The sequence below is a fragment of the Streptomyces silvae genome, assembly GCF_016745505.1.
In the GTDB taxonomy this organism is placed as follows: domain Bacteria; phylum Actinomycetota; class Actinomycetes; order Streptomycetales; family Streptomycetaceae; genus Streptomyces; species Streptomyces silvae.
Genome location: NZ_JAERUC010000131.1, coordinates 1 through 6095 on the forward strand (window position 1 = coordinate 1; position 6095 = coordinate 6095).

The window sequence follows — 6095 nt, forward strand, 5'->3', positions numbered from 1 at the left end:
TCAAGGTGGAGGCCGCGGGTTCAAATCCCGTCAGGACCGCTGCAGCCCTTGTGAGCTGCGTGGCTGGGTAGCTCAGTTGGTACGAGCGATCGCCTGAAAAGCGATAGGTCGCCGGTTCGATCCCGGCCCCAGCCACCACCCGAAGGCCCCGTCCGATGGACGGGGCCTTCGTCGTGCTCAGCCGTCGTCACGCCGCCGCCGGACCGCCTGCACGGCCACCCCGAGCGCCACCACGGCCACCAGGCCGGTCAGCGCCGCCGCGTCCGGCACCCGCTCACCGAGCCGCCGGGCCCACTGCTCGACGGCGAACGCCCGGTCCACGTCCAGGAGTCCGGGCAGCGCGGTCGTCCCGTCGTACGCGAGGAAGAGCGCGCCGAGCCCGACGAAGAGGAGGCCGGAGAGCAGTGAGGTGCTGTGAAGCTCGAAGCGGCCGGCCCGCAGCGTCCTGCCGCGCAGCCAGGCCCGGTGGCCGAGGTCGAAGCGCTCCCAGAGCAGGGCGAGCACGAACAGCGGTACGGCCATGCCCAGCGCGTACACGGCGAGCAGCAGTCCGCCGTAGACGGGGCTGCCGCTGACGGCGGCCACCGTGAGGACGCCGCCGAGGATGGGGCCCGCGCAGAAGCCCGCCAGCCCGTAGACCGCGCCCAGGGCGTGGACGGAGAGGGCGGTCGTGGGCCGGATCCGGCCGCTGAGCGCGGCGAGCCGCCGGGAGGCGAAGCCCCGCCCGGCGATCTGGGCGAGACCGAGGCCGATGATCAGCCAGCCCGCACCGGTGACCAGGGCGTCGCGGTGCCCGTAGAAGAGCCGCCCGGCGTACGAGCCCGCGGCACCGAGGGGGACGAGGGTGGTGGCCAGTCCGGCGTAGAAGATGCCCGTACGCGCCAGGAGCCGTGAGGCGGAGTCCACGGAGTACGCGAAGAAGGCCGGGAGCAGCAGGGCGCTGCACGGGCTGACGAGGGCCAGCAGGCCACCCAGCAGCGCTGCGAAGTAGCCGATGCCCGGGGTCACTTGGCGGGGTCCCCGGCGCTTCCGACGTTCGCTTCCTCCGCCGCGGCGTCCTCGATGGCCTGGGTGAAGACGGCCGTGGGCTGGGCTCCGGCCAGCGGGCGGCCGTTGATGAGGAAGGACGGGGTGGACGTGGCGCCGATCCCGTAGGCCTGTTCCTGGTCCGCGCGGACCGCTTCGGTGGCCGCCGCGCTGTCGGTGTCGCGCGCGAACCGGTCGAGGTCCTTCACACCGGCCTGTCGGGCGAGCGCCCTGAGGCGGTCCTTGCCGAACCCCTTCTCCTTGGCACCCTCGGCGTAGGCGGCCCGGTGGAAGGCCCAGAAGCGGTCCTGCCGGCCGGCCGCCCAGGAGGCCCGGGCGGCGGCCTCGGACGCCTCGCCGAAGATCGGGAAGTTGCGCCACTCGATGCGCAGGGTGCCGTCGTCGACGTACCTCTTGATCAGTTCGGGCTCGGTGTCCCGGGCGAACTTCCCGCAGTAGCCGCACTGGAAGTCGGCGTACTCGATGAGGACGACGGGGGCGTCGGTGCGGCCCTGTGCCAGTTTGTCGCCGGCGTCGCGCCTGGCCAGCTCCGCCAGCTCCTCCTGGACGCCCGGGTCCGGTGCGGTGGCCGTGGTGGCGGCCGGGGTGTCGGAGGCGGGTTCGTCCGGGGCGGTCGCCCGGTAGGAGACGAGGCCGAGCAGCCCGGCGGCGAGCGCGACGACGAGAGCGAAGAGCAGCGGCTTCCTCGACGGCTTCCGCCCGGAGGACGGCTTCCTCGACGGCCTCCGCCCGGAGGACGGCGGCTTCGCGGGGGACGAGGGGCGGCGGTCGGGGGTGGGCATGGGTGGGCCGCCTTGCACGGGGACGGGTGATCAGTTGCCCGAAATGGTACGTCCCGTGACGTCGCGATTGCACTGGGTGACCGAACCCGTCGCGAAGCCGCCCCCTGGATCGGTGTGACGCGGCCCGGATGAAATACGTTCGCCACTCCTCGCGCGCGGGTGAGATCCTGGGATCCGTATGTCTACTTCCTTCGCCGATCTCCAGTCCCAGCTCGGACAGCTCTCGCTCCGCGACGCGCACAGGCTCGGCCGCCGCCTCGAGGGTGCCCGGCGCATCCGCAAGCCCGAGGCCCGCCAGTCCGTGCTGGACGAGATCTCCGCCGAGGCCGGAAAGGCAGCCGAGCGGCTCGCGGGGCGCGCCGGGCGGATGCCCGCTCTGTCGTACCCGGAACAGCTTCCGGTCAGCCAGAAGAAGGACGAGATCCTGGAGGCGATACGCGACCACCAGGTCGTGATCGTCGCCGGTGAGACCGGGTCGGGCAAGACCACGCAGATCCCCAAGATCTGCATGGAGCTGGGGCGCGGCGTCCGGGGCATGATCGGGCACACCCAGCCCCGCCGGATCGCGGCACGCACGGTCGCCGAGCGCGTCGCGGACGAGCTGAAGACCCCGCTCGGCGAGGCCGTCGGCTGGAAGGTGCGCTTCACCGACCAGGTGAACCCGGACGCGACCTTCGTGAAGCTGATGACGGACGGCATCCTGCTGGCCGAGATCCAGACGGACCGCGAGCTCCTCGCCTACGACACGATCATCATCGACGAGGCCCACGAGCGGTCCCTGAACATCGACTTCCTGCTGGGCTATCTGGCCCGGCTGCTGCCCAAGCGCCCCGACCTGAAGGTCGTCATCACCTCGGCGACCATCGACCCGGAGCGCTTCGCCAAGCACTTCGGCGAGGCGCCGATCGTGGAGGTCAGCGGGCGGACGTATCCGGTGGAGGTGCGCTACCGCCCCCTCCTCGAAGACGATTCCGACGACTCGGACCGCGACCAGATCACCGCGATCTGCGACGCCGTCGACGAGCTGGACCACGAGGCCCCCGGCGACGTCCTGGTCTTCCTCTCCGGGGAGCGGGAGATCCGCGACACCGCCGACGCCCTGAACAAACGCAACCTCAGACATACCGAGGTGCTCCCCCTCTACGCCCGCCTCTCGCACGCCGAGCAGCACCGGGTGTTCCAGCGCCACACGGGGCGCAGGATCGTTCTGGCGACGAACGTCGCCGAGACCTCGCTGACCGTCCCCGGCATCAAGTACGTGATCGACCCGGGCAACGCCCGTATCTCCCGCTACAGCCACCGCACCAAGGTCCAGCGCCTCCCGATCGAGCGGATCTCGCAGGCCAGCGCCAACCAGCGCAAGGGCCGCTGCGGCCGTACGTCGGACGGGATCTGCATCCGGCTGTACTCCGAGGACGACTTCGTCACGCGCCCGGAGTTCACCGACCCCGAGATCCTGCGGACCAACCTCGCCTCCGTCATCCTCCAGATGACCGCGGCCGGCCTCGGCGACATCGAGAAGTTCCCCTTCATCGACCCGCCGGACCACCGCAACATCCGCGACGGCGTGCAGCTGCTCCAGGAGCTGGGCGCGCTGGACCCGGGCGAGAAGGATCCGAAGAAGCGGCTCACCCCGCTGGGCCGGAAGCTCTCCCAGCTGCCGGTGGACCCGCGCCTGGCCCGCATGGTCCTGGAGGCCGAGAAGAACGGCTGCGCCCGCGAGGTCATGGTCATCGCGGCGGCGCTCTCCATCCAGGACCCGCGTGAGCGGCCCTCGGAGAAGCAGACCCAGGCCGATCAGCAGCACGCCCGCTTCAAGGACGAGACGTCCGACTTCCTGGCGTTCCTGAACCTCTGGCGCTACATCCGGGAGCAGCAGAAGGAGCGCGGCTCCTCCAGCTTCCGCCGGATGTGCAAGCAGGAGTATCTGAACTTCCTGCGGATCCGCGAGTGGCAGGACATCTACGCGCAGCTGCGTACGGTCGCCAAGCAGATGGGCATCGCCGTCGAGGAGCCCAAGGGCGACGAGTCCATCCCGGAACAAGCGGTGCACACCTCGCTGCTGGCCGGTCTGCTGTCGCACATCGGGCTGAAGGACACCGAGAAGAACGAGTACGTGGGCGCCCGCAACGCCAAGTTCGCGATCTTCCCGGGTTCCGCGCTCTTCAAGAAGCAGCCGCGCTTCGTGATGTCGGCGGAACTGGTCGAGACGTCCCGGCTGTGGGCGCGGGTCAACGCGAAGGTCGAGCCGGAGTGGATCGAGCCGCTCGCCCAGCACCTGCTGAAGCGCACCTACAGCGAGCCGCACTGGGAGAAGGACCAGGCGGCGGTGATGGCGTACGAGCGGGTGACGCTCTACGGAGTGCCGATCGTCGCCCAGCGCAAGATCAATTTCGGCCGTATCGACCAGGAGGCGTCGCGCGATCTGTTCATCCGCAACGCCCTGGTCGAGGGGGACTGGCGCACTCATCACCAGTTCTTCCATGACAATCGCAAACTCCTCGGCGAGGTCGAGGAGTTGGAGCACCGGGCCCGGCGCCGCGACATCCTCGTGGACGACGAGACGCTCTTCGACTTCTACGATCAGCGGATCCCGGAGCACATCGTCTCCGGCGCCCACTTCGACTCCTGGTGGAAGCACAAGCGCCGTGACGAGCCGGACGCGCTCGACTTCGAGCGCTCGATGCTCATCAACGAGAAGGCCGGGGCCGTCACCAAGGACGACTACCCGGACTCCTGGCGGCAGGGGAAGCTCAAGTTCCGGGTGACCTACCAGTTCGAGCCCGGCGCGGACGCCGACGGTGTGACCGTCCACATCCCGCTCCAGGTGCTCAACCAGGTCACCTCCGAGGGCTTCGACTGGCAGATCCCCGGCCTGCGCGAAGAGGTGGTCACCGAGCTGATCCGCTCGCTGCCCAAGCCGATCCGTCGGCACTACGTCCCCGCGCCGAACTACGCGACGAAGTTCCTGGACCGCGCGGTGCCGCTCCAGGAGCCGCTGCCCCTCACGCTCGCCCGCGAGCTCCAGCGGATGGTCGGCGTCCCGGTCACCGCGGACGACTTCGACCTGTCCCGGATCCCGGACCACCTGAAGATCACCTTCCGTATCGTCGACGAGCGCCGCCGCAAGGTCGCCGAGGACAAGGACCTGGAGGCGCTGAAGATCCAGCTGCGCCCCAAGGCGCGCCAGGCGCTCTCCAAGGCCGCCGCGGCCACCGCGGGGCCCTCGGGCGAGTCCATCGAGCGTTCGGGCCTCACGGACTGGACGATCGGCACGCTGGACAAGGTCTTCGAGACCCGACGGGCCGGCCAGCCGGTGAAGGCGTACCCGGCCCTCGTGGACCAGGGCGACACCGTCGCCGTACGGCTCTTCGACACGGAGGCCGAGCAGCAGCAGGCGATGTGGCGGGGCACCCGGAAGCTGATCCTGCTGAACATCCCGGTGAACCCGGCGAAGTTCGCCTCGGACAAGCTCACCAACCAGCAGAAGCTGGCGCTGTCACGCAATCCGCACGGCTCCATCCAGGCGCTCTTCGACGACTGCGCGACGGCGGCGGCCGACCGGCTGATCGCCGCGCACGGCGGCCCGGCCTGGGACGAGGCGTCGTTCCGGAAGCTGTACGACAAGGTCCGCGCCGACCTCGTGGACCTCACCGTCCGCACGGTCGGCCAGGTCCAGCAGATCCTGGCCGCCTGGCAGGCGTGCGAGCGCCGGCTGAAGTCGACGAACAGCCTGGTCCTGATCAACAACGTCACGGACGTACGGGACCACCTGGCGCGCCTGATGCCGCCCGGCTTCGTCACCGCGACCGGGCTGCGCAGGCTGCCCGACCTGATGCGCTACCTGGTCGCCGAGGACCGTCGGCTCCAGCAGATGCCGACGAACGTCCAGCGCGACACCACGCGCATGGAGAAGGTCCACGAGATGCAGGACGAGTACGCCTGGCTGCTCGAACAGCTGCCGCAGGGACGGCCCGTGCCGCAGGAGGTCCTGGACATCCGCTGGATGATCGAGGAGCTGCGGGTGAGCTATTTCGCGCACGCCCTGGGCACCGCGCAGCCCGTCTCCGACAAGCGGATCGTGAAGGCGATCGACGCCGCCGCACCGTGAACGGGATCGCTCGGAGCCGTAGCGGCGTCCGTACGGTGAGTGAGTTCGACCTGGCCCTCTGACCTCCTGTACAGTCTGTCTTCGCAGCAGGCCGCAAGGCCGGAAGCGAAAACCTGGTCCTGTGGAGCAGTTTGGAGTGCTCGCCACCCTGTCAA

General features: G+C 69.9%; 3 protein-coding genes and 1 tRNA gene. 2 read left to right on the forward strand and 2 right to left on the reverse strand.

What is annotated here, in order from left to right; genetic code table 11:
• The first annotated feature begins 61 nt into the window (after positions 1 to 61).
• Positions 62 to 138: transfer RNA gene (locus tag JKV81_RS19810), tRNA-Phe, on the forward strand.
• A 39-nt stretch (positions 139 to 177) separates the two neighbouring features.
• On the opposite strand, the gene JKV81_RS19815 is transcribed toward JKV81_RS19810, so the two are convergent.
• Entirely contained in the window at positions 178 to 1008 is an 831-nt protein-coding gene (locus tag JKV81_RS19815) for a cytochrome c biogenesis CcdA family protein (RefSeq protein WP_202076978.1), read from the reverse strand.
• On the reverse strand, positions 1005 to 1829 hold the full coding sequence (locus JKV81_RS19820) for a DsbA family protein (protein WP_129264743.1): 825 nt from the start codon (positions 1827 to 1829) through the stop codon (positions 1005 to 1007). The genes JKV81_RS19815 and JKV81_RS19820 overlap by 4 nt, the downstream gene beginning before the upstream one ends.
• A 178-nt stretch (positions 1830 to 2007) precedes the next feature.
• Between JKV81_RS19820 and hrpA the strand changes: the two genes are divergently transcribed.
• A complete protein-coding gene (gene hrpA / locus JKV81_RS19825) occupies positions 2008 to 5940 on the forward strand; it encodes an ATP-dependent RNA helicase HrpA (RefSeq protein WP_202076980.1) in 3933 nt (1310 codons plus the stop codon).
• Positions 5941 to 6095: the final 155 nt, after the last annotated feature.

What these genes read in the sequence shown, in the direction of transcription:
- hrpA (WP_202076980.1), top strand. Translation starts at nt 2,008, where the DNA reads ATGTCTACTTCCTTCGCCGATCTCCAGTCCCAGCTCGGACAGCTCTCG.
- JKV81_RS19820 (WP_129264743.1), bottom strand. Translation starts at nt 1,829, where the DNA reads ATGCCCACCCCCGACCGCCGCCCCTCGTCCCCCGCGAAGCCGCCGTCC.